Origin of the sequence: Pseudomonas sp. PDM10 (genome assembly GCF_014852295.1) — a bacterium.
In the GTDB taxonomy this organism is placed as follows: domain Bacteria; phylum Pseudomonadota; class Gammaproteobacteria; order Pseudomonadales; family Pseudomonadaceae; genus Aquipseudomonas.
In genome coordinates, this window is the sequence record NZ_JACVBJ010000005.1 from 192,727 (window position 1) to 219,308 (window position 26,582).

The 26,582-nt window shown below is 57.8% G+C and carries 23 protein-coding genes; 10 read left to right on the forward strand and 13 right to left on the reverse strand.

All coding sequences use genetic code 11. From position 1 onward, the window contains the following. Position 1 precedes the first annotated feature (1 nt). The 3 genes from hisA (at position 2) to IB252_RS18615 (ending at position 2,348) form a co-directional block, all read left to right on the forward strand. On the forward strand, positions 2-739 hold the full coding sequence (gene hisA, locus IB252_RS18605) for a 1-(5-phosphoribosyl)-5-[(5-phosphoribosylamino)methylideneamino]imidazole-4-carboxamide isomerase (protein WP_007897434.1): 738 nt from the start codon (positions 2-4) through the stop codon (positions 737-739). A gap of 9 nt (positions 740-748) precedes the next feature. Then, positions 749-1,519 carry an imidazole glycerol phosphate synthase subunit HisF gene (gene hisF, locus IB252_RS18610; RefSeq protein WP_084318197.1) on the forward strand — a complete coding sequence of 257 codons (771 nt, stop codon included), beginning with the start codon at positions 749-751 and terminating at the stop codon, positions 1,517-1,519. Positions 1,520-1,592: 73 nt separating this feature from the next. Next, positions 1,593-2,348: a substrate-binding periplasmic protein gene (locus IB252_RS18615; protein ID WP_192409860.1), complete on the forward strand. Its 756-nt coding sequence runs from the start codon at positions 1,593-1,595 to the stop codon at positions 2,346-2,348. Here IB252_RS18615 and IB252_RS18620 read toward each other — a convergent pair. From IB252_RS18620 to gpmI, 6 genes are all read right to left on the reverse strand, one after another. Then, complete coding sequence (locus IB252_RS18620) at positions 2,329-3,777, reverse strand: trypsin-like serine peptidase (RefSeq protein WP_192409861.1); 1,449 nt, start codon at positions 3,775-3,777, stop codon at positions 2,329-2,331. The two genes, IB252_RS18615 and IB252_RS18620, sit on opposite strands and share 20 nt — an antisense overlap. 91 nt (positions 3,778-3,868) lie before the next feature. After that, positions 3,869-5,377, reverse strand: a complete 1,509-nt coding sequence (locus tag IB252_RS18625; protein ID WP_192409862.1) for a trypsin-like serine peptidase — start codon at positions 5,375-5,377, stop codon at positions 3,869-3,871. Between the two features lie 96 nt (positions 5,378-5,473). Next, the gene (locus tag IB252_RS18630; protein WP_192409863.1) at positions 5,474-6,271 is read right to left on the reverse strand and encodes a divergent polysaccharide deacetylase family protein; all 798 of its coding nucleotides are present in this window, start codon (positions 6,269-6,271) and stop codon (positions 5,474-5,476) included. A 1-nt stretch (position 6,272) separates the two neighbouring features. Beyond that, positions 6,273-7,592, reverse strand: a complete 1,320-nt coding sequence (locus IB252_RS18635; RefSeq protein ID WP_111449423.1) for a S41 family peptidase — start codon at positions 7,590-7,592, stop codon at positions 6,273-6,275. 34 nt (positions 7,593-7,626) lie between these two features. Beyond that, positions 7,627-8,925: a murein hydrolase activator EnvC family protein gene (locus IB252_RS18640; RefSeq protein WP_192409864.1), complete on the reverse strand. Its 1,299-nt coding sequence runs from the start codon at positions 8,923-8,925 to the stop codon at positions 7,627-7,629. A gap of 232 nt (positions 8,926-9,157) precedes the next feature. Then, on the reverse strand, positions 9,158-10,687 hold the full coding sequence (gene gpmI, locus IB252_RS18645) for a 2,3-bisphosphoglycerate-independent phosphoglycerate mutase (RefSeq protein ID WP_192409865.1): 1,530 nt from the start codon (positions 10,685-10,687) through the stop codon (positions 9,158-9,160). A gap of 153 nt (positions 10,688-10,840) precedes the next feature. Between gpmI and IB252_RS18650 the strand changes: the two genes are divergently transcribed. From IB252_RS18650 to secB, 3 genes are read left to right on the forward strand one after another with little or no spacing between them, the layout of a single operon-like run. Then, on the forward strand, positions 10,841-11,254 hold the full coding sequence (locus tag IB252_RS18650) for a rhodanese-like domain-containing protein (protein WP_111449421.1): 414 nt from the start codon (positions 10,841-10,843) through the stop codon (positions 11,252-11,254). A gap of 1 nt (position 11,255) precedes the next feature. Beyond that, positions 11,256-11,510 carry a glutaredoxin 3 gene (grxC, locus tag IB252_RS18655; RefSeq protein WP_008149430.1) on the forward strand — a complete coding sequence of 85 codons (255 nt, stop codon included), beginning with the start codon at positions 11,256-11,258 and terminating at the stop codon, positions 11,508-11,510. Between the two features lie 41 nt (positions 11,511-11,551). Next, positions 11,552-12,037: a protein-export chaperone SecB gene (gene secB, locus IB252_RS18660; RefSeq protein WP_192409866.1), complete on the forward strand. Its 486-nt coding sequence runs from the start codon at positions 11,552-11,554 to the stop codon at positions 12,035-12,037. Positions 12,038-12,167: 130 nt separating this feature from the next. Here secB and IB252_RS18665 read toward each other — a convergent pair whose 3' ends face one another. Further along, entirely contained in the window at positions 12,168-12,623 is a 456-nt protein-coding gene (locus tag IB252_RS18665; RefSeq protein ID WP_007949025.1) for a tRNA (cytidine(34)-2'-O)-methyltransferase, read from the reverse strand. On the opposite strand from IB252_RS18665, the gene IB252_RS18670 reads away from it, so the two are divergent. Then, on the forward strand, positions 12,622-13,062 hold the full coding sequence (locus IB252_RS18670) for a hypothetical protein (protein ID WP_046052179.1): 441 nt from the start codon (positions 12,622-12,624) through the stop codon (positions 13,060-13,062). The genes IB252_RS18665 and IB252_RS18670 overlap by 2 nt on opposite strands. Positions 13,063-13,608: 546 nt before the next feature. Here IB252_RS18670 and ntrC read toward each other — a convergent pair. The 5 genes from ntrC to glnA all read right to left on the reverse strand — a co-directional run bounded on the left by ntrC (position 13,609) and on the right by glnA (position 19,190). Then, positions 13,609-15,045 carry a nitrogen regulation protein NR(I) gene (ntrC, locus tag IB252_RS18675; protein WP_008149434.1) on the reverse strand — a complete coding sequence of 479 codons (1,437 nt, stop codon included), beginning with the start codon at positions 15,043-15,045 and terminating at the stop codon, positions 13,609-13,611. Beyond that, the gene (glnL, locus tag IB252_RS18680; protein WP_010464561.1) at positions 15,042-16,127 is read right to left on the reverse strand and encodes a nitrogen regulation protein NR(II); all 1,086 of its coding nucleotides are present in this window, start codon (positions 16,125-16,127) and stop codon (positions 15,042-15,044) included. Before glnL ends, ntrC begins: the two co-directional genes overlap by 4 nt. Before the next feature lie 230 nt (positions 16,128-16,357). Beyond that, entirely contained in the window at positions 16,358-16,981 is a 624-nt protein-coding gene (locus tag IB252_RS18685) for a DUF4124 domain-containing protein (protein WP_192409867.1), read from the reverse strand. Next, positions 16,978-17,487: a DUF4124 domain-containing protein gene (locus tag IB252_RS18690; protein WP_192409868.1), complete on the reverse strand. Its 510-nt coding sequence runs from the start codon at positions 17,485-17,487 to the stop codon at positions 16,978-16,980. The genes IB252_RS18685 and IB252_RS18690 overlap by 4 nt, the downstream gene beginning before the upstream one ends. A 296-nt stretch (positions 17,488-17,783) precedes the next feature. Then, positions 17,784-19,190, reverse strand: coding sequence for a glutamate--ammonia ligase (gene glnA, locus IB252_RS18695; RefSeq protein WP_111449417.1), 1,407 nt, complete (start codon positions 19,188-19,190; stop codon positions 17,784-17,786). Between the two features lie 330 nt (positions 19,191-19,520). On the opposite strand from glnA, the gene thiI reads away from it, so the two are divergent. Together thiI and typA are read left to right on the forward strand one after the other, a co-directional pair. Further along, complete coding sequence (gene thiI / locus IB252_RS18700; RefSeq protein ID WP_111449415.1) at positions 19,521-20,975, forward strand: tRNA uracil 4-sulfurtransferase ThiI; 1,455 nt, start codon at positions 19,521-19,523, stop codon at positions 20,973-20,975. Between the two features lie 139 nt (positions 20,976-21,114). After that, on the forward strand, positions 21,115-22,935 hold the full coding sequence (gene typA, locus IB252_RS18705) for a translational GTPase TypA (RefSeq protein ID WP_008149445.1): 1,821 nt from the start codon (positions 21,115-21,117) through the stop codon (positions 22,933-22,935). Positions 22,936-23,257: 322 nt separating this feature from the next. Here the strand turns inward: typA and IB252_RS18710 are convergent, their stop codons facing one another. After that, positions 23,258-23,701 carry a YkgJ family cysteine cluster protein gene (locus tag IB252_RS18710; protein WP_008149447.1) on the reverse strand — a complete coding sequence of 148 codons (444 nt, stop codon included), beginning with the start codon at positions 23,699-23,701 and terminating at the stop codon, positions 23,258-23,260. A gap of 254 nt (positions 23,702-23,955) precedes the next feature. Between IB252_RS18710 and IB252_RS18715 the strand changes: the two genes are divergently transcribed. After that, positions 23,956-26,406 (forward strand): glycogen/starch/alpha-glucan phosphorylase, encoded by a 2,451-nt coding sequence (locus tag IB252_RS18715; RefSeq protein ID WP_192409869.1) that lies wholly within the window; start codon positions 23,956-23,958, stop codon positions 26,404-26,406. Positions 26,407-26,582 lie beyond the last annotated feature (176 nt).

Genomic DNA, 26,582 nt, shown 5'->3' on the forward strand with positions numbered 1-26,582 from the left:
AATGCTGATTATTCCCGCTATCGATCTTAAAGACGGTGCCTGTGTTCGTCTGCGCCAGGGCCGCATGGAAGATTCCACGGTGTTCTCCGATGACCCGGTGAGCATGGCTGCCAAGTGGGTGGAAGGCGGTTGCCGCCGTCTGCATCTGGTCGACCTGAACGGCGCCTTCGAAGGCCAGCCGGTCAACGGCGAAGTGGTCACCGCCATCGCCAAGCGCTACCCGAACCTGCCGATCCAGATCGGCGGCGGTATCCGCTCCCTGGAAACCATCGAACACTACGTCAAAGCGGGCGTGAGCTACGTGATCATCGGCACCAAAGCCGTGAAAGATCCGGCTTTCGTTGCTGAAGCCTGCCGCGCGTTCCCGGGCAAGGTGATCGTCGGTCTGGATGCCAAAGACGGTTTTGTCGCCACTGACGGCTGGGCTGAAATCAGCACCATTCAGGTGATCGACCTGGCCAAGCAATTCGAAGCCGACGGCGTATCCGCGATCGTTTATACCGACATCGCCAAAGACGGCATGATGCAGGGCTGCAACGTTTCGTACACCGCCGCCCTGGCCGCTGCGACGAAGATTCCGGTGATCGCTTCCGGCGGTATCCACAATCTGGGTGACATCAAGTCGCTGCTCGACGCCAAGGCGCCAGGCATCATCGGCGCCATCACCGGCCGGGCGATTTACGAAGGCACCCTCGATGTCGCTGAAGCGCAAGCTTTCTGCGATTCGTACAAAGGCTGAGGACTGACCATGGCGCTGGCCAAACGCATCATCCCTTGCCTGGACGTGGATAACGGCCGGGTGGTCAAGGGCGTCAAGTTCGAGAATATTCGCGACGCCGGCGACCCGGTGGAAATCGCCCGTCGCTACGACGAGCAAGGTGCCGACGAGATTACCTTTCTCGACATCACCGCCAGCGTCGATGGCCGCGATACCACGCTGCATACCGTCGAACGCATGGCCAGCCAGGTGTTCATCCCGCTGACCGTGGGCGGCGGTGTGCGTACCGTGCAGGACATTCGCAACTTGTTGAATGCCGGCGCGGACAAGGTTTCGATCAACACCGCTGCGGTGTTCAACCCGGAATTCGTCGGCGAAGCGGCTCAGCATTTCGGCTCGCAGTGCATTGTCGTCGCCATCGACGCCAAGAAGGTTTCCGGTCCGGGCGAAATCCCGCGCTGGGAAATCTTCACCCACGGCGGTCGCAAGCCAACCGGTCTCGACGCCGTTGAGTGGGCGAAGAAGATGGAAGGTCTCGGTGCCGGTGAAATCCTGCTGACCAGCATGGACCAGGACGGCATGAAAAACGGCTTCGACCTGGGCGTCACCCGCGCCATCAGCGATGCGCTGGGGATTCCGGTCATCGCTTCCGGCGGTGTCGGCAACCTGCAGCACTTGGCCGACGGCATCCTCGAAGGCCACGCCAGCGCGGTGCTGGCGGCGAGTATTTTCCACTTCGGCGAATACACCGTGCAGGAAGCCAAGGCCTACATGGCTCATCGCGGCATCGTGATGCGTTAAACAGTACAGGCCAGTGGACAGCATGGCGGGCTCAGGGCACTCTTGGGTACGCCATGGATCTCGGTAGCCAGACATGCTTAAACGCCTTCTTCTTGTCCTCGCCAGTGCTTCTCTGTTGTTCATCAACGGAGTTCACGCCGCAGAAAATCCCGGCACCGGTCTGGTGTTGCTGACGGAAAACTTCCCACCGTACAACATGGCGAAGAATGGCAAGAACTTCGCTCAGGACGAGAACATCAACGGCATTGCCGTGGACATTGTCCGTGAGATGTTCAAACGTGCCGACATCCCTTACAGCTTGACGCTGCGTTTCCCTTGGGAGCGAATCTACAAACTCGCGCTGGAAAAACCCGGTTATGGCGTGTTCGTGATGGCGCGTTTGCCGGACCGCGAGAAACTCTTCAAGTGGGTCGGCCCGATTGGTCCGGACGACTGGATCATGCTGGCCAATGCGGACAGCAAGATCACGCTCGAGACGCTGGATCAGGCGCGCAAGTACAAGATCGGCGCCTACAAGGGCGATGCGATTGCCGAGACGCTGGCCAAGCAAGGATTGAAACCGATCGTTGTGCTGCGCGATCAGGACAACGCCAAAAAACTGGTCAACGGCCAGATCGACCTGTGGGCCACGGGTGACCCGGCAGGCCGCTATCTGGCGCGCCAGGACGGCGTGAACGGGCTCAAGACTGTGCTGCGCTTCAACAGCGCCGAGTTGTACCTGGCGTTGAACAAGGACGTGCCGGATGAGGTGGTCGCAAAGCTTCAGGCTGCGCTGGATCAGTTACGCAAGGAAGGCGTGGTCGACGACATCATGGCGCGGTATTTGTAGTGGATGTTGTATTCAGCTCGATTGTAGGAAGGGTGATCACGTCAAAGCGTATCGCGGATAGGTGTGGTTCAGTATCTCGGCGGGCGTAGCTGCAGAGTTTGACAGGTGAGAATGAGTATAAAACTCCGCTGCCGGCTATGGTTTTGTAACGCGGATCATCATGATTGCCGCATTGTGTGGAGTCGGCCGGGCCTAAGTGAAAAAAGTGGGTGGTATATTCTGGATATGAGTTTTCCCATGTGATGTTAATGTGCCGATTGGAGCTCAGAGTAATATTCGGTACAGGAGCCGGCTCTGCCAGATAGACAGCGTGCGTGAAAGTATTTCGTAGTAATCCACTGGAGAGCTTCTGCTCTTGTGACTCCACACCAATAATGCACAAGACGTGCATGCGAGTCTGAGGGCCAATAGCGCTGTTTATGTGAGGACTTGTCGAACTAATAGCGGCACTGTACCGGCTGGGGTCTTGGCAATTTATGGCGTCGCGTGTGGTTTTGTAGCGATAGTAAGGGCTGTTGATACTGAACTTGTAATCCCACGTAGGTAAAATTTCTTTCCCCGCTGAATTCCAATGAGAGTATGCATGTGTTGTGAAAAGACTCGGTAGGTCGACAGTAATATCAACTTCCCGTAATGTGCAGTTTTCTGAGTTGTTTGTGAAGACTCCATTAATAAAACAGTCGGAGATAAAATTTGCCGCGTAGCTATAGCCTTTTTCTGAGGTAATGCTGATGATCTCGTTTGTACGACGATCCAGCATCGGGCTTCCAGAGCTTCCTGGGTGTAAATCAGCGCACTGATTCGTTAAGCCCCCAGGGAATCTTGAGATGCTGTCGGACATGGTTCTGGAAACTTCTTGAGTGCATGCGCTCAAGCGCAGCCCCTTCTCCACGAATTTTCCAGGTGCGCCCACATTGAGTACGTCATGCCTGTCCAGGGGCGGGAGGGGTGCAAGTTTGAGCGGGACAATTCCGTTTTCAATTAGCAGTGCAAGAGGTTTATCGACTTCAAGTAAAGCCATGTCCGTGCCGACCATGCTGGTCCAATTGGATGTTCGAACTTTATATGTCTTATGATTGTCGGGCGTGTCATAGAAATAATTGAAAGTTATGCTCGCATCAAATGTCTGGTTTAGCTTGGACGTTCCGATTTCGGCTGTTACGCAGTGACCGCTGGTGATTAAATAAGCAGGTCCAACAGCTTTGTGCTCAAAATTTCTGGTGTCGATAAGGGTCGCCGTGCAAGCACTGTCTTGGGTGGTTAGGTAGCCGATACCATTCCAGAGCGAATATTGTTGTTCGCTATTTTTCAGTGCTTTCGATATGGAATTATTTCTGAGTCCTTCACCAATATCTCTTGGGGCTGCCTGGGCAGGGCTAAGGAAGCTGCTGAATAAACAGCCGATTAATACGGTGCGCGTGTAGTTCATGGCCATTCCTTGGCGATAAATTTAATTTGGTTAATTTCGGTGCTTAGTGGGTCGGTCGAGTTATATGGATAGTTGAAGCTGTCAGATCGTGTCAAGGCAATGTCAGCAAGTCGGTGCGTACCGCAGAGGATCGGGAGTCCAGGCTGTTATTGTAGCTGCACAGTGTTAGAGGAAGCTGCTCGGCAGTAAAAGTCACTGCGTTATTTCCATAAGCATAAGTATAATCTTCACGCTTTATGTCGCCGCAGTTTGTTGTGTCTGTCGGGCCGGCGTAGTAGAAGCTATTAAAATACAAAGGTAACGATTGACGCCATGTGACATTGTAATTCCAGTCGGCTCCCAACGTAATTATGGGTTCTGCCATTCTGACGGGTTCTGCCTCTACGAGTTGTGCTGGAGAAATCCAGACGGTTCTCAGTAGCCCTGCTGTCGGAGTCTGCTCTGCTGATTCGACGCCCAGTACGCAGAGAAAATACATGCCTGCTTTGCGACCTGTAGGAGTATTGATCAAAGCACCGGTGGTGCTTATTACGTCGCTGTAGTAGTGAGGGGACAAACAGTCCCTGGCGTCGCGGACAGTTTTAAAGCGGTAGTAAGGCTTGTCCATCGAAAAATCCAGACCCCATGTAGGCAGCGTCGGGTTTTCAGTAGATGGTACGGTGGCGTATCTCAATGGAGCGTAATCGTTCAGTTCTAAATTGAACGTTGGTTCCAGCGTGCAAGAGCTAGATGTGGTGCTGAAAATTCCCTTTACAAAACAACTTGGTAAGTAATCGGCCGTGTGGCTGTAATTGGTTTCAGGAGACAATTCGGTTTTTTCATTTTTCACTTCACAAGCGGTGTCGAAACATAATTCATCTAGTGTCGATACAAATGTAGAAGCAAATAACACGCCGACAATACTTCCTGTTTCACGATCAAGGACAGGGCTCCCGGAAGCGCCATGACGAATACCCTTGCACCTGTTTTTCAGGGTGTTCGGAAAGACCCACCATTTCAACACAAGCGTTGCTTCTGTTGATTCCTGATAGCAAGCAGCTAGGCGCAGACCGGATTCTGGAAGATTATCTGGTGCGCCGACAATAAGTATATCGCTAGCTATCCTGGAGGTTCTGTATGCCAGCTTCAGTGGTGTCACCCCATCTTCAAGTAGCGTAGACAGAGGGGTGTCCAGCTCCAAAATAGCAATGTCAGTGGTGGACATGCTAGCCCAGTTTGCTTTATGAATTTTGTAGCTCTTGTATTTATCCGAGGTATCGATGAAGAAGTTAAATGTCACGCTTGCCTCAAAAGGTATATCGGTGGCAGGGTGATCCAGACCTTGGGCTACACAGTGTCCTGCTGTGAGCAGATAAGCCGGGCCCCGTGCATTGTTGTCTTCGTCTCGGGTATCTAATAGGCTGGCTGTACACTGTGGTTTGCTGTCTTTGAAAATTTTGCCAATGCCATTCCAATGGTTGTATTTAGCATCATTGTTTTTCAAAAGTATCGAATTTGATTGGTTGGTCAGTCCCTCGCCGAGATCACCTGCGTGCGAGGCTTGGGACAGCAAAAGTATCAAAAAAGTGCAGTATTTAATTATCGTAAGTTTATTTCTCATGACTGTTCCTTGGGAATTCAGATAAGCACTATCGTGGCATTAGGCTGAGTACCAAGAGACATATATAGTTATCGTGAGATCAGAAGTTCCGATCAATCAGCGGGCAGGAGGGATGCGGTAAAGCCCGTCCTTGCCGTGTGCAGCTGTTGCGCGATTGCCGCGCACGCTGATCATCTGCCTGATATCAATCCACTCGATTCCCTGCGCCCTGAGCCTGGGCAGTTCACGCTCCAGAACTGCCAGAGTCTGCGGATACGGATGCCCGATCAGCACCGCAGAACCCTGCTTGTGCGCCAGGCTGATTGCCGTCTGCAGCTGAGTAAATATCGCGGCTTCAGTGGGCTCGTCATCCAGGAACACATCCCGCGAAACGCTCGCCAGACCAATCTTCTGTGCTTCGGCGGCCGCCACGGTTTGCACACTGGTGCGGCTGTCGACGAAGAGTTTGCGCCGACGCTGCAAGTCCGCCATCAACCAAGCCATGGCAGCCGGCTGAACGGTCATGCGGCTGCCCATGTGGTTGTTGATGCCAGCGGTGTAGGGCACGACCTTGAACGCTGCGTTCAGGCGTTTCTCAAGTTCGTCGATGGGCAAATCAGGGTGCCAGGCGAACGGGCCAGTGGCCGGGTCCATGGGCATGTGCAGGATGACAATCTTGCCAGCGCGATGGGCCTCGCGGGCGAATTCGGTGGCGTGGGGCGTGTCCGGCATGATCGCCGCGGTGACTGGGCCGGGCAGGGCCAGCACGCGGCGATCCCGGGGCAGGTTTTGCCCCAGGTCATCGATGATCAGGCTTAGATAAGCTTTTTGAGGTGTGGCCGCTGTTGTGGCAGGCGCCGCGTGAGCGACACCCGCCAGACAACACAGCAGACCGAGTAATAACCGCAGGCGCATCTCAGCGGCCGGAGGTGATGCTCAACCCTTTGAGCAGGCTCAGGGCCTGGGCCAATTGGTAGTCGTCATCCTGCGGCATTGCCTTGGCTTTGCCGCTGGAGCTGGTCGGTTTGTCGGCGCCGCCGTTGCCATTGCCCAAGTGACCTTGCAGATCGGCTTCCTTGAAGTACTCGCCGTCCTGCTCGTTGGTGATCTTGGCCTTGCGCACTTCGATGTCCGGGACGATGCCCTGAGCCTGGATCGAGCGGCCGTTCGGCGTGTAATACAGCGCCGTGGTGATCTTCAGGGCGCGTTCGTTGTTCAGCGGCAGCACGGTTTGTACCGAGCCTTTGCCGAAACTGGTGGTGCCCATGACCACCGCGCGTTTCTGATCCTGCAAGGCACCGGCGACAATTTCCGAGGCCGAGGCGCTGCCGCCATTGATCAGCGCGACCATTGGCACGGCTTCGCTTTCGTCCTTGCCGGTGGCGGAGAAGCGCAGTTCGGAGTTGGCGATACGGCCCTTGGTGTAAACGATCAGGCCCTTGGTGATGAAGTGGTCGACCACTTCCACCGCCGCTTGCAGCACGCCGCCGGGGTTGTTACGCAGATCGAGGATGATGCCTTTGAGCTTCTTGCCGTTGTCCTTGCGCAGCTTGGCCAGGGCCTTGGAGACTTCGTCGCCGGTCTTGACCTGGAACTGGGTGATGCGGATGTAGCCGTAGCCGGATTCCAGCAGCTGACTCTTCACGCTCTTCACTTGAATGATGGCGCGGGCCAGGGTTACGTCGAATGGCGCACCGCCGTCGCGCACCAGGGTCAGGGTGATTTTCTGGCCGATCTTGCCGCGCATCTTGTCCACAGCTTCGGTCATGCTCTGGCCGCGGGTCGGCTGGCCGTTGATCTTGACGATGAAGTCGCCGGCCTGAATGCCAGCCTTGGAGGCCGGGGTGTCATCGATCGGCGAAACCACTTTGATAAAACCGTCTTCGGCACCGACTTCGATGCCCAGGCCGCCGAATTCGCCGCTGGTGCTTTCCTGCAATTCAGCGAAGTCTTCCGGGCCCAGGTAGGCGGAGTGTGGGTCGAGGTTGCTGAGCATGCCTTTGATGGCGTTTTCCAGCAGGGTCTTGTCGTCCACCGGCTCGACATAGGCTGCCTTGATCCGATCCATGACCTCGGCAAAAGTGCGCAACTCTTCCAGAGGCAACGGCGCCTTGGTGGTCGCAGCAGTGCCCGCAGGCGCGACTGCCGGAGCAGGTTGAGCGGCAAACGCCAGAGGCGCGCCGATCACCAGGGCGATCGTCAGGGCCAGCGAGGTAAGGCGGGACAAATGCAGCATGTCGAACGAACTCCTAATGTAGGTGACTCAACGCCTATCCTTGCGCGCGGCACCATTGCGCTGGATCACTCGGGTGACCCTGCTGACGAATAGCGAAATACAGCGCTGGCGTGTCCTGCCCGCCACTGCTACCCACAGTGGAGATGGACTCACCGGCTTTTACCACGTCACCTGCAGACTTGAGCAGCGTCTGGTTGTGACCATAAAGACTCAAAAAACCGTTGCCGTGGTCGAGAATCACCAGCAGCCCGGCGCCTCGCAACCAGTCGGCGAACACCACGCGACCGCCATGCACGGCGTGCACCTGGCTGCCGGCGGAGGCGCTGATCATCACGCCGTCCCACTTGGTGCGGGCGTCGTCGCCACGGGTTTCGCCAAAGCGTGCCAGCAGTCGACCATCGACTGGCCAGGGAAGTTTTCCCCGGCTTGAAGCAAAGGGGCCGCCGAAGGTCTCACCTGAACTTGATACCAGGGCGCCGGGTGTCGATTTAACGGGTTTGCGTGGGGCATCAGTGGCCTCAGCATCTGCTGCAGCCTGGGCCTCACGTAAACGCTTTTTTTCGGCTTCCTGCTGGGCGATCAGCGCTTTTTGCCGCGCTTCTTCTGCCTCTCGGGCCTGACGGGCCAAGGTTTCTTCAATGGTTTTAAGGACTTTAGACAGGTCTGCCTGATCCTGCTCGCGGGCCGCCAGCTTCTGATCCCGGGCCTTCACGTCGTCGCTGAGTTTGGCCAGGACTTGCTGGCGCTCCTTGCGGACTTTGTCGAGTTCTTCACGCTGGCTGTCGAGGCTGCTTTTCTGCACCAGCAATTGCGCCTGTTGCATGGCGATGTCTTTTTCGACATTGGCCAGTTGGCGCAGGGTTTCGTTGAAATTCTTCAGCTGCTCCAGGCGGGCCTGGCTCAGGTAGTCGTAATAGGTGAGGGTGCGGGCGAATTTTTCCGGGTTCTGCTGGTTGAGCAACAGCTTCAAGTACTCCTGACGACCGTTCTGATAGGCCGCGCGGGCCTGAATGGCGATCAGTCGCTGCTGTTCAATGCGCGCGCTCTGGAGTTTTTTTTTCTCGGCATCGAGTCGCTGCAGCTCGGATTCGCTTTTCTTCAGCTCTTTTTGCAGGGCTTCGACTTGCTTCTCGAGCTTGCCCATCTCGGTCTCGGTGCCTTTGAGGTCTTTCTGCACACCGGACTTTTCTTCCTGGAGCTTGCCCAGCAGCTTTTTCAGCTCGGCAATGTCCTGACGCGTGGCGTCCAACTGTTGTTGGGTTTGCGCGCGCTCGTCAGCAAAGGCCGGTTGGAGCAGGCATGTCAGAGCAAGGGCTATCAGGACGCGAAGCATAGAGGCGGGCGACACCAGGGAAAGGGACGGGCCTAGTATGCCCGCCAAGCGCTGCAAAAAAAACGCCCAATTGGGGTTGTGTGATAACCGGACAGAAAAACACCGCAAAACCAATGTGGGAGCGGTCTTGCTCGCGATGGCATCAGTACATTCAACAAAGATGTTGGCTGTCAGATTGCTATCGCGAGCAGGCTCGCTCCCACAGGGTTTTGGTGGTGTTTGAAGGGGCGGGTTACACCAGAATCGACGTGCCAGTCATTTCCGCCGGTTTTTCCAGACCCATCAACATCAGCATGGTCGGTGCCACGTCCGCCAGCACGCCGCCGTCGCGAACCTTGAAGTCACGCTTGCCGACATAGATGAACGGCACCGGTTCGGTGGTGTGGGCGGTATGCGCCTGGCCGGTGGTTTCATCGGACATCTGCTCGACGTTGCCGTGGTCGGCAGTAATCAGGGCTTCACCACCGACTTTTTCCAGGGCATTAACGATGCGGCCGACGCACAGGTCGAGGCATTCAACGGCTTTTACCGCTGCGTCGAACACGCCGCTGTGGCCGACCATGTCGCCGTTGGCGTAGTTGACCACGATCACGTCGTAACGCTGGTTTTCGATGGCATCAACGATGCGGTCGGTGACTTCCGGGGCGCTCATCTCGGGCTGCAAGTCATAAGTGGCGACTTTTGGCGACGGGATCAGGATGCGTTCTTCGCCCGGGAACGGTTCTTCACGGCCACCGGAGAAGAAGAAGGTTACGTGGGCATACTTCTCGGTTTCGGCAATGCGCAGCTGGGTCTTGCCGTTTTTCGCCAGATAGTCGCCCAGCACGTTGTCCAGGCTGCCCGCGGCGAAGGCCGATGGGGCGGGAATGCTGGCGGCGTACTGGGTCAGCATGACGAAGCCGGCCAGTTTTGGCTGGCGGGCACGTTCGAATTCCTTGAAATCGTCTTCGACGAACACGCGGGTTAGTTCGCGGGCGCGGTCAGCGCGGAAGTTCATGAACACCACGGCGTCGCCGTCTTCGACTTTCACCGGCTCACCGATGCTGGTGGCTTTGACGAATTCGTCGCTCTCGCCGCGTTCGTACGCGGCTTGCAGGCCTTCCTGGGCGGTGGCGGCGTTGAATTCGCCGTTGCCATCGACAATCAGGTTGTAAGCCTGGGACACGCGGTCCCAACGGTTGTCGCGGTCCATGGCGAAGTAACGGCCAATAATGCTGGCGATCCGGCCTTTGCCGAGAGCCTGGAAGGCCGCATCCAGCAGTTCGATGGACGACTGAGCGCTTTTCGGCGGCGTGTCGCGCCCATCAAGGAAGGCGTGCAGATAGATTTTTTCAGCGCCGCGCTTGAAAGCCAGTTCGGCCATGGCAATCAGGTGATCCTGGTGGCTGTGAACGCCGCCATCGGACAACAGGCCCATGAAATGCACGGCTTTGCCGGCAGCGACGGCTTTATCGACAGCGGCGCAGATGGTCGGGTTCTCGAAGAACTCGCCGTCGCGGATCGATTTGGTCACGCGCGTGAAGTCCTGATACACCACGCGGCCGGCGCCGAGGTTCATGTGGCCGACTTCGGAGTTGCCCATCTGGCCATCCGGCAGGCCGACGTCCATGCCGCTGCCCGAGATCAGGCCGTTCGGCACGGTGGCCCACAGACGGTCCAGTACGGGCTTCTTCGCCGCAAAGATGGCGTTGGATTCAGGGCTCTCACTGTGACCGAAGCCGTCGAGAATAATCAGGACCAAAGGTTTAGGCGTGGTAGTCATGGATTCCACTCGTGGCTGAGTTAAAAGAGGGCGATGGAAAAGGGAGTGGCAGTTTAAAGCGAAGTTCCGGCCACGTCACCGCCGGACGGGGTTTGGCCCACCATAGTGGCTGTGTATACTGGCCGACATTTTAACGCCCTGGAACTTCCTTCGATGGTTGAACATCTGATCCAATTCGCCACCAACCACTACATTCTCGTGGGTATCTTCGTCGTACTGGCGGCCTTGCTTTTGGCCTATCAGATGCAAGGCGGCGGCCGCAGCCTGAGCACCGGTGAACTGACCGGGCTGGTCAACAAGGACGCGGGCATTGTGATCGACATTCGTTCGACCAAGGACTTCGCCGCCGGTCACATTGTTGGCGCGGTGAACATTCCTCACGACAAACTGACCGCTCGCGTTGGCGAACTGGAAAAGCACAAGGCCAAGACCATTATCCTGGTCGACGCCATGGGCCAGACTGCTGGCACGCATGCCCGCGAACTGATGAAGTCCGGCTTCACCGCCGCCAAGCTTTCCGGCGGTATTTCCAGCTGGAAAGGCGACAACCTGCCGCTGGTGAAGTGATATGAGCAACGTCGTCGTCTATTCCAGCGATTACTGCCCTTACTGTTCGCGAGCCAAGTACCTGCTCGAGAACAAAGGCGTGGCCTTCGAAGAGATCAAGGTCGATGGCAAGCCGCAGGTGCGTGCCGCCATGGCTCAGAAGGCCGGACGTACGTCCGTGCCGCAGATCTGGATCGGCAGCACCCATGTGGGTGGTTGTGATGATTTGTTCGCCCTTGAGCGCGCCGGCAAGCTCGACGCCATGCTCAAGGCCTGAATGCCTTCCCTATAAGACCCCAAGATCAGAAAGGATCTGAGATGACTGACCAACAGAACACTGCAGCTAGCGAAGAAGAAACCGCACCGCAATTCTCCTTGCAGCGCATCTACGTACGTGACTTGTCCTTCGAAGCACCGAAAAGCCCGGCAATCTTCCGCCAGCAGTGGGAACCGAGCGTCGGTCTGGATCTGAACACCCGTCAAAAGGCTCTGGAAGGCGACTTCCACGAAGTCGTACTGACTTTGTCCGTTACCGTGAAAAACGGTGAAGAAGTGGCGTTCATTGCCGAAGTGCAACAGGCCGGGATTTTCCTGATCAAGAACCTCGACGACGCTTCGATGAGCCACACCCTCGGCGCGTTCTGCCCGAACATCCTGTTCCCGTATGCTCGCGAAACCCTGGACAGCCTGGTCACCCGTGGTTCGTTCCCGGCGCTGATGCTGGCCCCGGTGAATTTCGACGCGCTGTACGCACAAGAGCTGCAACGCATGCAGACGGCTGGCGAGACTCCAACCGTTCAGTAAGCGGTCCTGAGTCAAAGCAAGTCCAATGTGGGAGCGGGCTTGCTCGCGAAAGCGGTGTAACAGACAACGATGATGTTGAATGTTATGACCTCTTCGCGAGCAAGCCCGCTCCCACATTTGTTATGTGGTGTTATTTAAAGCCGAGCTGGCGCCAGCCTTCGTACACGGCGACCGCCACGGTGTTCGACAGGTTCAGGCTGCGGCAGCCTTCACGCATCGGCAGGCGCAGGCGCTGTTCGCCGGGCAGGGCATCGAGTACTTCTGCCGGCAAGCCACGGCTTTCCGGGCCGAACAGGAACGCATCGCCCTCCGCGAAGCTGGCATCGTGGAACGGCCGCGAGCCCTTGGTGGTAAAGGCGAACAGCCGAGGATGACCGAGGCTTTCCAGACAGCTGGCGAGGTCTGCGTGGCGCTGCAGGGTGGCATACTCGTGGTAATCGAGGCCGGCCCGGCGCAGACGCTTGTCGTCCATCTCGAAGCCCAGCGGTTCGATCAAATGCAGGTGGCAGCCACTGTTGGCGCACAGCCTGATAACGTTGCCGGTATTCGGCGGAATTTCTGGTTGGAAAAGGATGACGTGAAACATGCACGGCTCCGAAGGTAAAGATGAGCGGCATTCTACGCCTGAAGCTGACCCGCGTTCGAAGCTATTCCCGCGAGTGATGGCTTCGCTGGCGATTGTCGGGGTGATGGTGGGGCTGATGATCGGTCGCCTGACCACTCCCGACCCCAGCGAATTGCAGCAGGTCGAGGTCACGAACGATGGGCTGGTGGTGTGGTTCAACAACGAACCCAAGGCTCACGGCGAGTTCGTCGACGGTAGCCTCGCGTTGCTGTTCGAGGCTGAAGGAAAGGCACAGAAAGGTCAGCTCAAAATCAACGACAAGAGCGTGAACTGGCGCGTGCGTTTGAGTGATGGGGGGTTGTTGCTGACGGTGGTTGCGGCCCGGCCACTGCAGGGCGAGTGGGCCGGTAGCGAGGTCGATGACCGCTGGCGGCTGGAGATCCATCTCCGAGAGCAATAAAAGAGGGAATCCCCGGCCTGCCTGTACCAAGGTCCCCAAAACGGCAGGGCTCGCGCATTGCGACGTGAGCCCGGTGTAAAGAAGGAACCCCTGACCTGCCTGTATCAAGGGCCCCAAAACTGCTTGGGCTCGTCGCTTGTGCGGTGTGAGCCCGGTGTAAAGAGGGGAATCCCCGGCCTGCCTGTACCAAGGTCCCCGAAACTGGGTAGTGAACTGAATCACTGAATGGACTATTGCAGGGGGCGTGCCAGGTTTTAACAAGTTGAAACAGAATGTCGCGCTGAAACGTCGAAAGCCCCGTATTCCGGGGCTTTCGTGTTTTTTCGATAGGGGTTTTCTTGCAGATGAAGGCGGGGTTTTGGGTCGATTGTCATGCGCGATTGCGGTTCACGGTGCATTGCGGCGGTGCACGGAAGGGTGGTGATGATCGTTCCCATGCTCTGCGTGGGAATGCAGCCCGGGACGCTCTGCGTCCCTGCCGAAGCGGACGCAGAGCGTCCATTGAGGCATTCCCACGCAGAGCGTGGGAACGATCAGGTGGGGCGATTAACCCTCATCCCCTTCATCATCATCCCCGCCATCAACCTTCATCCCCAACTCCTTGATCTTGCGCGTCAGGGTATTACGCCCCCAGCCCAGCAAAACGGCGGCATCACGGCGGCGGCCGGCGGTGTGTTTGAGGGCGGTTTCGATCATGATCCGCTCGAACGCCGGCACGGCGCTGTCGAGCAGGCTCGACTGGCCACGAGCCAACGCCTGATCGGCCCACTGGCGCAGCGCTTGCTCCCAGTTGGTCACCGGCGCCGAATCCTGCGGCAGGTTCAGCAGCTCCGGCGGCAGGTCGCTGATGTGCACTTCGCGACCCGAAGCCATCACCGTGATCCAGCGGCAGGTGTTCTCCAGCTGACGCACGTTGCCGCCCCACGGCAGGTTCTTCAGGTATTCCTCGGTTTCGCTTTTCAGCAGCTTCGGCTCCACCGCCAGTTCTTGCGCGGCACGGCTGAGGAAGTGCTTGGCCAGGGTCGGGATGTCTTCGCGACGGTCCGACAACCGTGGAATGTGGATGCGAATCACGTTGAGGCGGTGGAACAAGTCCTCACGGAATTTCCCGGCATGCACCAGGGTTTCCAGATTCTGGTGAGTCGCGGCGATGATTCGCACATCGACCTTCACTGGCACATGACCGCCGACGCGGTAGAACTCGCCGTCCGCCAACACCCGCAGCAAACGAGTCTGGGTGTCTGCCGGCATGTCGCCGATTTCATCGAGGAACAGCGTACCGCCGTCAGCCTGTTCAAAACGCCCGCGACGCAGGTTGGCCGCGCCGGTGAACGCGCCTTTCTCATGGCCGAACAGCTCGGATTCCATCAGGTCTTTGGGGATCGCCGCCATGTTCAGCGCAATGAACGGCGAAGCCGCACGCGGGCTGTGACGGTGCAGCGCGTGGGCCACCAACTCTTTACCGGTACCGGATTCGCCGTTGATCAGCACAGTGATGTTGGAGTGGCTCAAGCGCCCGATGGCGCGAAACACTTCCTGCATCGCCGGCGCTTCACCGATGATTTCCGGGGTGCGGGTCAAGGCGACCGGGACTTCCAGGCCTTGTTGTTCTTGGGCGTGCTGGTTCGCGCGTTTAACCAGTGACACCGCTTCGTCAACGTCGAACGGTTTCGGCAGGTATTCAAACGCGCCGCCCTGATAGGACGCGACAGCGCTGTCCAGATCGGAGTGAGCGGTCATGATAATGACCGGCAGCCGTGGGTGTTGTTCGCGGATCCGCGCCAGAAGGTCCAGGCCACTGGCACCCGGCATGCGAATGTCGGAGATGATCACGTCCGGCTGCTGGCGCGCCAGGCGGCTCATCACGCCATCGGCGCTGTCGAAGCTTTGCGTGGTCATGCCTTCTTGCTGCAAGGCTTTTTCCAGGACCCAACGGATAGAACGGTCGTCATCGACGATCCACACGGTTTCACTACGGCTCATGTCGATGTGGCTCCTTGTTCCAGTGGCAGAAAGATCGAGAAGGTGGTGTGGCCTGGATGGCTGTCACATTCGATCAGGCCCTGGTGCTGGCTGATGATGTTCTGGGTAATGGCCAGGCCCAGCCCGGTACCGTCCGGACGGCCGCTGACCATGGGAAAGAAGATGGTTTCTTGCAAGTCCGCGGGAATGCCCGGGCCGTTGTCGATGATTTCGATCTTGGTCACCAGGCGATGGCGCACGTGGCCGATGGTGAACTGGCGCATGGCGCGGGTGCGCAGGCTGATGCGGCCGAGGCGCAGTTCGTTCTGGCTGCTGATGGCCTGCATCGCATTGCGCACGATGTTCAGCACGGCCTGAATCATCTGTTCGCGGTCGATCAACACGTCGGGAATGCTTGGGTCGTAGTCGCGCACCAAAGTGATGCAGCCCTGGCTTTCGGCCTCCACCAGATGACAAACGCGTTCCAGCACTTCGTGGACATTGCACATCGCCAGTGACGGCAGCTTATTGGAACCGAGCATGCGATCGACCAGATTGCGCAGGCGGTCGGCCTCTTCAATGATCACGTTGGTGTAGTCGCGCAGGCTTTCTTCCGGCAGTTCGCGGGCGAGCAATTGCGCCGCGCCGCGAATTCCGCCGAGAGGATTCTTGATCTCGTGAGCGAGGCCGCGCACCAGCATCTTGCTGGTTTCCTGCTTCGACAGCTGCGCCTCTTCCTTGGTGATTCGCAGCAAGCGGTCACGGGGGTGGACTTCCAGCAGCAGCATGGTGGCGCCGTTGGCCAGGATGGGCGTTACCGCGTAGTCGACGGTCAGCGTCTGGCCGGTGAGGGCGGTGAGCATCGCTTCGCGTTTGGTGAACGGGTGGGCCTGCTCGACCGCCTGGCGCAGGGAGTTCAGCGCCTCGGTGGATTCGGTGAACAACTCACTGATGAACTGCCCATGGCTACGCTGACCGCTGATGGCCAGGAGCATCTCCGCCGCCGGGTTCATGTACTCGAGGCGCAGTTCGGCATCGAGCAGAATGGTGGCGGTGGTCAGGTTGTCGAGTAGCAATCGATGCAGTGCGTCGCTAATGGTCATCAGGACCTCTTTTGGAGCAGGGCATGCGCATGAATAACGCGCCGATACGAGGAAAATGCAAAAACCAAACCAAGGCTCCGAAAAGAAGCGTTTAAGGCCTGAAACGGGCGTTTGACGCTCGTTTGCGTGGCGTTCTGCCAGCTTTGACGGGTACTTTCGAACCAAAATGGGTTGGTATATGGGTACGGTGCAACCAATTGCACCAATATAGTGCGCAAACCTGAACGGCGTTAGAAGAAGCGCAGGAAGGGATTTTTTTCTTCTACTATGGGTTTGTCTTTGAGCGGGCATTCCGGCCGTTGGCCGTAATCGGTGAGGGCGCAGGGTTTGACCTGGCGCTTCTGCGCGAGGGAGATGCGCAGCATGTGAAACGGCTGGTTGGCGGTGCGCTCGACCGTGCGGCCCTGCTCGTCGAGGATTTCCACCGAGAGGTTATGGCTGCCGCGATCGATGTTGCTCAGGGCGAATACCGGGCTCAGGCCGGGCGCTGCGGTGGGTTGGCCGTCGAGTAGCAGTTGGTAGCGATGGCCTCGCTGCAGGCCGGGTTCGCTGGTGACGCTGACAATAATCTCGCCAGCATTGCTGCGTACCGTGGCATCTGGCTCCGGCACAAGTACTCTCAGCATGTCGTAGTGGAACAGTGGTTTTGCTTCGGCCTTCTTTCCAGTCGTCACCGGTGCTGCGCCGCCGGGCTTGGCGGACATGCGATTGCTCGTTGCCATCGGCACACGCTTGGCATTGCCGGAACCTGGCTGGTCGGTGTAGACCCGATTGCCCTGGGCGTCGACGTAGGTGAACACCTCCGCTGTCACCGGCAGGGCGATCAGGCAGGTGATCAGAAGCCACAGCCTCACGGCTTGTGCACCCGTTGTACGGTGAACGTCACGGCGGGACTTTGTTGAACGATGTTTTCCCCGTCGATCACCTGTACCGCGAGGCTGTGTGTGCCGCGATCAATATTGACCAGTTGCAGGATCGGCACGTTGCTCGGCTGGCCGTAAGGTTGATCGTCCAGCAACAGCCTGAACAAATGGGGGCCTTGCAGGCGCGGTTTGATCAGCACGTTGACGGTGAAGGTGCCGTTGTTGGCACGCAGCGCTTCGGTGGTGGGCAAGTTGGTCAGTTCCAGCACCTCGTAAGCGCTAAGCGGCTTTTCGCGGCTGGTGGCTTCGACAGGTGGCGCAGAAGGGGCTTGGGGCTCAACCCTGTTCAGCGGTGGCAACTCGACCGGCTGAGCTTTCACGCCATCGGGCGGTTGATTGCTGTAGGCGGTGTTGCCGTCGGCGTCGGTGTACTTGTAGATCTGCGCGGCGGCGGGCAGGGCGATCAACAGCAGCATCAATAGAAAACCACGACCCATAAAATTGACCGGAAGCGAAGGCGTTGGGTTGCAGCATAGGTCAGGGGCGGCGGTTGACCCAAGTTGAAAACATTTGGGCATGATTTACATCGATCTCCCAAACACTGCAAACCCCCTGTGGGAGTGAGCCTGCTCGCGATAGCGGTGGAACAGTCAGCATCAATGTTGAATGAAGTAATGCTATCGCGAGCAGGCTCGCTCCCACAGGGTTCTGTGTTGGTCTCTAAACCGCGGCATAAAAAAGGCCTCCCGAAGGAGGCCTCATTTGTCACGCCGCTTGCGCAGGCGCTACCGGATCAGCAGCTGTAGTACAGCTCGTATTCCAGTGGGTGTACGAAGGTACGTACTTTGATTTCTTCTTCGCTTTTCAGAGCGATGTAAGCGTCGATGAAGTCGTCGCTGAATACGCCGCCTTTGGTCAGGAACGCACGACCTTTGTCCAGCTCTTCCAGGGCTTCTTTCAGGCTGCCGCAAACTTGTGGGATCTCTTTCGCCTCTTCGGGCGGCAGGTCATACAGGTTTTTGTCGGCAGCATCGCCAGGGTGGATCTTGTTCTGGATACCGTCCAGGCCAGCCATCAACAGTGCAGCGAAGCCCAGGTACGGGTTAGCTGCTGGATCCGGGAAGCGGGCTTCAATACGGCGAGCGCGAGGGCTGGACACGTAAGGAATACGGATCGAAGCGGAACGGTTACGAGCCGAGTAGGCCAGCATTACCGGAGCTTCGAAACCTGGGACCAGACGCTTGTAGGAGTTGGTCGACGGGTTGGTGAAGCCGTTCAGAGCCTTACCGTGCTTGATGATGCCGCCGATGAAGAACAGGGCGGTGTCGGACAGACCGGCATAGCCTTCGCCCGCGAAGGTGTTCTTGCCATCTTTGGCGATGGACAGGTGAACGTGCATACCCGAACCGTTGTCGCCGTACAGAGGCTTAGGCATGAAGGTCGCGGTGCGGCCGTATGCATCAGCAACGTTGTGTACGCAGTACTTCAGGGTCTGAACTTCGTCAGCCTTGGCAACCAGGGTGTTGAACTTCACACCGATTTCGTTCTGGCCGGCAGTCGCCACTTCGTGGTGGTGAACTTCGATGACCAGGCCCATTTCTTCCATAGCGTTGCACATGGAGGTACGGATTTCGTGGTCGTGGTCGAACGGAGGAACCGGGAAGTAGCCGCCTTTGACGCCTGGACGGTGGCCTTTGTTGCCGCCTTCCACGTCCTGGTCGGACATCCACGAACCTTGTTCGGAGTAGATCTTGAACATGGAACCGGAGATGTCGGACTTGAACTTCACTTCGTCGAAGATGAAGAATTCAGGCTCTGGACCCACAAATACGGTGTCGCCGATACCGGTCGACTTCAGGTATTCCTCGGCACGCTTGGCGATCGCACGTGGGTCACGGTCGTAGCCTTGCATGGTCGAAGGCTCGATCACGTCGCAAACCAGGATCAGGGTTGGCTCTTCGGTGAACGGGTCGAGAACGGCAGTGCTGTCGTCCGGCATCAGGATCATGTCGGAGGCTTCGATGCCTTTCCAGCCAGCGATGGAGGAACCGTCGAACATTTTGCCTTCTTCGAAGAAAGCTTCATCCAGCGCGTCGCGAGCCGGCATGGTCACGTGGTGCTGAGTGCCTTTGGTGTCCGTGAAGCGCAGATCAATCCACTTGACGTCATGATCTTTGATGAGTTGAACCGACTTCGACATAGTGTCCTCCGGGTGGCTTCGGGCTTAGTAGTGGATGCCCTTAGAATGTGGGTGATGCCGGCGCGAATACTCTGCCAAGGCAACCTGCCTCACAAGGGAGCAAATTGCATGCCAGTGCCCCACCATGGGTTTTTTGCCCCAATTTCACGCTTATAAAGGTGCAAAGCGCAGCAAAGCTGGAAATAGCGCCCCGTAATGTAGCGTCAAATTCGGTAAATGACCTGTTTTGGTGCGCGAAAAACCTTCTGCACATTAACTGGTTAAACCTTGAGCAATTTCCGCTATAATCCGCGCCCCCCTTTTTCGGCTGGCCCAGCGCGCGCTGTTTTCATGAAACTAATCGTAAAAGTCTTCCCCGAGATCACCATCAAGAGCCGCCCGGTACGGATGCGTTTCATCCGCCAGTTGGCCAAAAACATCCGTACCGTGCTCCGCGACCTGGACCCGGCCGTGGTGGTGAACGGTGTGTGGGACAATCTCGAGCTGGAAACCCGCGTCAGCGAGCCCAAAGCCCTGAAGGAGATGACCGAGCGCCTGAGCTGCATGCCGGGCATCGCGCATTTCCTTCAGGTCGACGAATACCCGTTGGGTGACTTCGACGACATCGTCGCCAAGTGCAAGCAGCACTTTGGTGATGCGTTGGCCGGGAAGATCTTTTCGGTGCGCTGCAAGCGTGCCGGCAAGCATGAATTCAGTTCGATGGACGTCGAGAAATATGTCGGCAGCCAACTGCGTCGTCAGTGCGGCGCCGCCGGAATCTCGCTGAAAGAGCCGGAAATCGAAGTTCGCCTCGAAATTCGCGACAAACGGTTGTTCGTGATCCACAACCAGCACAACAGCATCGGCGGTTATCCGCTGGGTGCCCTGGAACAGACACTTGTGCTGATGTCCGGCGGCTTCGATTCCACTGTTGCTGCTTACCAGATCATGCGCCGCGGCCTGATGAGCCATTTCTGCTTCTTCAATCTGGGCGGACGAGCCCATGAACTGGGCGTTATGGAAGTCGCGCACTTCATCTGGAAGAAGTACGGCAGCTCCCAACGCGTGTTATTTGTGAGTGTGCCTTTCGAGGAAGTACTGGGAGAAATTCTCGGGAAAGTCGATAACAGTCATATGGGCGTAGTTTTGAAGCGTATGATGTTGCGCGCTGCTTCCCGTATTGCCGATCGGCTGGAGATCGAAGCGCTGGTCACCGGCGAAGCGATTTCCCAGGTGTCGAGCCAGACGCTGCCGAACCTGTCCGTGATCGACTGCGTGACCGACAAGCTGGTCTTGCGTCCGCTGATCGCCAGTCACAAGCAGGACATCATCGACCTGGCCAACGAAATCGGGACTGCCGACTTCGCCAAGCACATGCCGGAATACTGCGGGGTCATCTCGGTGAACCCCAAGACCCACGCCAAGCGTCCACGCGTGGAGTACGAAGAACAACAGTTCGACATGGCAGTACTTGAGCGTGCGCTCGAGAACGCCAAACTGGTGCCGATCGATCGCGTGATCGACGAATTGGGCCAGGACTTGCAGATCGAAGAAGTCAGTGAAGCGCTGGCTGGTCAGATCGTCATCGACATCCGTCATCCGGATGCCGCTGAAGACGACCCGCTGAGCCTCGTTGGCATTGAGGTACAAACGATGCCGTTTTATGCATTGAACGCTCGTTTCAAGGAACTGGACCCTACTCGCCAGTACCTGCTGTATTGCGACAAAGGCGTGATGAGTCGCCTGCATGCCCACCATTTGCTCAGTGAGGGGCATGCCAATGTGCGCGTTTATCGACCGAGCTAAGAGCCCGGGGCTGTACGCCTGTGGCCTGCGTCACCGGCCCCCCGACTCTGCCGTCAAGCTGTAACGGCAAGGCCTGACTCTACTGTAAATCGCTGCCAAGACTTGTCAGCACACCGAATCCTCTGATCGAGATACACAAGTGATCGAAAATCTACGCAACATCGCCATCATTGCTCACGTTGACCATGGTAAGACCACCCTGGTAGACAAACTCTTGCGTCAATCCGGCACCCTGGAGCGCAACGAGCTCAACGACGAGCGCGTGATGGACTCCAACGACCAGGAGAAAGAGCGCGGTATTACCATTCTGGCGAAAAACACCGCCATCAACTGGAACGGCTACCACATCAACATCGTGGATACCCCGGGCCACGCCGACTTCGGCGGTGAAGTTGAACGCGTAATGTCGATGGTTGACTCCGTTCTGCTGCTGGTTGACGCTCAAGACGGCCCTATGCCGCAAACCCGTTTCGTGACCAAGAAGGCTTTCGAAGCCGGCCTGCGTCCAATCGTGGTGATCAACAAGGTTGACCGTCCAGGCGCGCGTCCGGACTGGGTTCTGGACCAGATCTTCGACCTGTTCGACAACCTCGGTGCTACCGAAGAACAGCTGGACTTCAAAGTCGTCTACGCCTCGGCCCTGAACGGCATTGCCGGTCTGGAACACACCGACATGGCTGAAGACATGACCCCGCTGTACCAGTCGATCGTCGACAACGTACCTGCGCCGAAAGTCGACCGTGAAGGTCCGTTCCAGATGCAAATCTCCGCTCTGGACTACAACAGCTTCCTGGGTGTTATCGGCGTTGGCCGTATCGCCCGTGGTCGCATCAAGCCGAACACTCCGGTTGTCGCTATCGACGCCGACGGCAAGAAGCGTACCGGTCGTATCCTGAAGCTGATGGGTCACCACGGTCTGCACCGTATCGACGTTGAAGAAGCAGCTGCCGGCGACATCGTCTGCATCAGCGGCTTCGACCAGCTGTTCATCTCCGACACTCTGTGCGACCCACTGAACGTCGAAGCAATGAAGCCGCTGACCGTTGACGAACCAACCGTTTCCATGACCTTCCAGGTAAACGACTCGCCTTTCTGCGGTAAAGAAGGCAAGTTCGTCACCAGCCGTAACATCAAGGAACGTCTGGACAAAGAACTGCTCTACAACGTTGCCCTGCGCGTTGAAGAAGGCGACACCGCCGACAAGTTCAAAGTCTCCGGCCGTGGTGAGCTGCACCTCTCGGTACTGATCGAAACCATGCGTCGCGAAGGCTTCGAAATGGGTGTTGGTCGTCCGGAAGTGATCATCCGCATGGTTGACGGCGTCAAGCACGAACCGTACGAAAACGTGACCATCGACCTGCCAGAAGAATCGCAAGGTTCGATCATGGAACAGATCGGTATCCGTAAAGGCGACCTGACCAACATGGTTCCGGATGGCAAGGGCCGTGTGCGCCTTGAGTACAACATCCCGGCTCGTGGCTTGATCGGTTTCCGTAACGAGTTCCTGACCCTGACCTCCGGTGCAGGCATCCTGACCTCGATCTTCGACCGTTACGACGTGATGAAGTCCGGCGACATGTCCGGCCGTCAGAACGGCGTGCTGGTTTCGGTTGCTACCGGTAAGGCGCTGACTTACTCGCTGGAAACCCTGCAAGCTCGCGGCAAACTGTTCCTGGGTCACGGTGAAGACGTGTACGAAGGTCAAATCGTCGGCATCAACAGCCGCGACAACGACCTGGGCGTTAACCCAACCAAAGGCAAGAAGCTCGACAACATGCGTGCCTCGGGTAAAGACGAAACCATCGCTCTGGTTCCGCCTATCCGTTTCACCCTGGAACAAGCGCTTGAGTTCGTGCAAGAAGACGAACTGTGCGAAGTCACTCCTAAGTCCATCCGTCTTCGTAAGAAGATCCTGGGCGAAAGCGAGCGTACCCGCGCTGCCAAGAAAGCCGGTAACTGAGTTTCGACTTAGTTAACTGCTAAAAAAACGCCCCCGACCGCAAGGTCGGGGGCGTTTTTGTTTGTTTGGGGAAGGGAAAATTGATGGTGGAGTTTTCAGAATCTTGGGATGACTTGGGATCGACCCCTCACCCTAACCCTCTCCCCAAGGGGTAGAGGGGACTGACCGAGTTGTTCTTTCGAGATACATCGACCTGAAATATCGAGTCGAACTCAGGTTTGAAAAGCTTGAAGATCTGCTCCCTTTCCCCCTCTCCCCACTGGGGAGAGGGCTGGGGTGAGGGGGGGCTCAAGAACGACGCAGAATCGGCCCTTAGCCTCGATCAGAACTTTTCGAGGGTGCGGCGGCTCTCGCTGGTCTCGCGCGCCACTTCTTTGGGCTTATACGCGCAATACCCCGGCCGCGGCCCGATTTTCGGGTGGTTGCGGCAAGTATCCGGGCGCTTTTCATAAATAGTGCACAGACGGCTCTTACGATCCAGGTACAGGCAATCGTTGTTGCTCATGCGCTGAAGGGTGAAGATCTCGGACTTCTGGTTGTAACGCTCGACGATCCCTTCCTTCTGCAGACGCTTGGCGATGTTCTTCGGCGGCTCGCCGCGCTCGAATTCATCGACGATGCCGATACGGATCAGATCCTTGATCTTGACCTCGACCGGCAGGGTGCAGCAGCTGGAAACGCACGAACCACACATCGGGGCGGAGTACTTGGCCCAGGTATCGAGGCGGTCGATCTCCGCGGCGGCGATCAGGTTGGACTTCATCATCGGTTGTTACCAGCGTGCATCAGGGCGCGCGATCATACCGGGACTGGTGGATTTTTGAACAACCTTTCGCCAGATTTTTTCGTATTGCGTCCAATAACACCTGTAACCCGGCACGGCCCCTGCATTCTTTCCGGTGCGCGGCAAGGTAATGTCGATCTATCTCACACTAACGGGAAAAACTGCCGAACCAGAGTTCCAACGGCCTGTCAGACCGTCTAGGCTCAACTACTCCACGCTCGCTCGAGGTCCTATCAATGACTCAAGAACCACTTGTTCGCGAAGCAGAGGTGGCCGCATTTCGCGACGCCGTCTTGACCAAACTCACCTACGCGGTGGGCAAAGACCCGGATCACGCCTTCGACCACGACTGGTTCGAAGCCATTGCCCTGGCGGCGCGCGATCACATGGTCGAGCACTGGATGGATCACACCCGGCAGATTTACCGCAAAGGTCAAAAGCGGGTTTATTACCTCTCCCTCGAATTCCTGATCGGCCGTCTGCTCTACGACAGCCTGAGCAACCTTGGCCTGCTGGACGTCGCCCGCGAGGCCATGACTGAACTCGGCGTCGACCTCGAGCGCATCCGCCTGCTGGAGCCCGACGCCGCGCTGGGCAACGGTGGCCTCGGTCGTCTGGCCGCGTGCTTCATGGAAAGCATGTCGACCCTCGGCATTGCCGGCCACGGTTACGGCATTCGTTACGAACACGGCTTGTTCCGCCAGGCCATCGTCGACGGCTGGCAACAGGAGCAGACCGAGCACTGGCTGGATTTCGGTAACCCTTGGGAGTTCGAACGGCCAGAGGTCGTTTACCCGATCGGTTTCGGCGGCAGTGTCGAAACCGTCACCGACGACACCGGTAAGTCCAAGCAAGTCTGGACGCCAGCGGAAACCGTTCGCGCGATTGCGTATGACACGCCGGTCGTCGGCTGGCGCGGGGCGAGCGTCAACACGCTGCGCCTGTGGCGCGCCCGGGCCATGGAAGATTTGCACCTGGAGCGCTTCAACGCCGGCGACCACTTGGGCGCCGTGGCAGAAGTCGCCCGGGCCGAAAGCATTTCCCGGGTGCTCTACCCGGCGGACAGTACCGAAGCGGGCCAGGAGCTGCGCCTGCGTCAGGAGTATTTCTTCGTCGCCGCGTCCTTGCAGGACTTGCTGCGCCGCCATCGCAACATGCACACCTCGGTCCTGACCCTGGGCGATCATGCCGCGATCCAGCTCAACGACACCCACCCCTCGATTGCCGTGGCCGAACTGATGCGGCAACTGGTCGATGTCTATGACGTCGCGTGGGATGCCGCGTGGCAAGTCACCGTCGATACGCTGTCCTACACCAACCACACGCTGCTGCCGGAAGCGCTGGAAACCTGGCCGGTCGGTTTGATGGAGCGGATGCTGCCGCGGCACATGCAGATCATTTACCTGATCAACGCCCAGCACATCGATTCGCTGCGGGCCAAGGGTATCCATGACTTCGAGGTCCTGCGCGCGGTGTCGCTGATCGAAGAAGACAACGGCCGCCGCGTGCGCATGGGCAACCTGGCGTTCCTTGGTTCCCACAGCGTCAACGGCGTGTCCGGGCTGCACACGCAGCTGATGCGCAAAACGGTGTTCTCCGAACTGCACAAGCTCTACCCGGACCGAATCAACAACAAGACCAACGGCATCACCTTCCGCCGCTGGCTTTACCAGGCCAACCCGGAGCTGACCTCGATGATGGTCGACGCCCTCGGCCCGGATCTGCTGGACAACGCCGAAGAGCGTTTGCTCGGCCTGGAGCCGTTCGCCGAGAAAGCTGCGTTCCGCAAGGCGTTCGCCGAGCAGCGACTGCACAGCAAAAAAGCCCTGGCGTACATCATTCACGAACGGCTGGGGGTCGCGGTCAACCCGGCCGCGATGTTCGACGTGCAGGTCAAACGGATCCACGAATACAAACGGCAGCTGCTCAACCTGCTGCACACCGTTGCGCTGTACCAGGCGATTCGCGCCGAGCCGGAAGTCGATTGGGTGCCGCGGGTGAAGATCTTCGCCGGCAAGGCGGCGGCCAGTTATCACCAGGCCAAGCTGATCATCAAACTGACCAACGACATCGCCCGGGTGGTGAACAACGACCCGACGGTGCGCGGTTTGCTCAAAGTGGTGTTCTTGCCCAACTACAACGTCAGTCTGGCGGAAAGCATCATCCCGGCAGCGGATTTGTCGGAGCAGATTTCCACCGCAGGCTTCGAGGCTTCGGGCACCAGCAACATGAAGTTCGGCCTCAACGGCGCGCTGACCATCGGCACCCTGGACGGGGCCAACGTGGAAATGTGCGAACGCATCGGCGTGGAACACATGTTTATCTTCGGCCTCAGCGCTCAGCAGGTTGAAGCGCGCAAGCAGAACCATGAGTTCAATGCGACGCCGGATATTGCGGCATCCCATCGGCTTAATGACGTCTTGCAAGCGATACGTGGCGGGGTGTTCTCGCCGGATGATCCTTCCCGTTACACAGGATTGATCGATTCGCTGATCGACTACGATCGCTTCCTGGTCTGCGCCGATTTCGACTCCTATTGGGAAGCGCAGATGCGGGTAGAAGCCCATTGGCACGATTCTCAAGCATGGTGGCGTTCGGCAGTGCTGAGTACCTCCAGGATGGGCTGGTTCTCGTCCGACCGGACCATTCGCGAGTACGCCACGGATATCTGGAAAGCTTTGGAGTAACTTTTAGCAATAATTGCGAGCAAGGCCCGACGGTTGTTGGGCCTGATCGATATACTAAGCACCGGTTACACCGGGCGGTACGCATGGTGATCCATTGTGGGAGCGAGCCTGCTCGCGAAAGCGGACTGACATTCAACATCAATGCTGAATGTTAAGGCCTCATCGCGAGCAGGCTC